2 pseudogenes are annotated in these 874 nt (G+C 49.4%); both read right to left on the bottom strand.

What is annotated here, in order from left to right:
• Positions 1-319, bottom strand: a pseudogene (locus M6F29_RS11900) (DUF4145 domain-containing protein); the annotation flags it as partial.
• Positions 320-402: 83 nt separating this feature from the next.
• A pseudogene (locus tag M6F29_RS11895) lies at positions 403-874 on the bottom strand (hypothetical protein); the annotation flags it as partial.

The raw sequence follows: 874 nt of genomic DNA, 5'->3' as shown, positions 1-874 counted from the left end.
AAATCTCGCGAACGGTACCAGGCAGATCCCAGACATCTTCAAGTTCGCGATGCCCCTTCAATATGCTTGGGAAGCAAGAGATATCTTCGGGCACATTCCATTCGCTGTCGTCGATGGGATATGCACTTTCGTAATCACGAACCACCTTTCGGAAGCTGACGGTATGGCAACCGCAGCATTGGACGATTTGATAGATCGTATCCATTCGGTATTCGTATTCCGATTCAACATACTGTTGAAGAACGGAGTGCCACGTATCTCTATCGCATGAGGCACACGAATGATAGACCTGCTTCTTCTTTTCTTTGGTGGCGGTCATCGAGAGATACCTTTCTTGATTGCTAACGTGGGGAGCACCGGTGCTGCGCGGCTTTATCGCGCAGCGTCCGGTGGGCCGCAGGGTTATGCATTTGCACCATTGTGCAGCGGAATTACCCACTGACTCCCGGTAACCTCTCTGAATACGCTCATGGTGAGCTTGGCGAAAAATAGCTCGTATCGTTCAAGCTCGTATTCTTTGAACTCGCTCATGCGTTCTACGAAAGCAGTTCTCAGATAGCCTATACCTCTGGCCTCTCTCATCGAGGAGTTGATACGCGTCGCAAACTCAACTAAGAACTGGCCATTACCCCGCTGTGCCTTTGGCTCAACATTCTCAATTAATTCAATAAGACGAAAGTTGTCGAGCCGCTGTGGGTCGCTGCAAGCCTGAGAGTATGTCCCCGCCTTAATGTATGTGTTTCTGTGGTGACCGTTCAATTCGGATGCCCTTCGAAAGTTGGTGTTATCAATAATGGCTCTAGATTTCTTCAACTTAACCAGGTCGCCCACATCTTCGACTGCTGGGGCGGCATAAAGGACTATGGCATCTTGA

Origin of the sequence: Ferrovum sp., assembly GCF_027317285.1 — a bacterium.
In the GTDB taxonomy this organism is placed as follows: Bacteria; Pseudomonadota; Gammaproteobacteria; order Burkholderiales; family Ferrovaceae; genus Ferrovum.
Note: the sequence above shows the minus strand (reverse complement) of the source record. Positions and strands in the feature narration are given on the sequence as shown.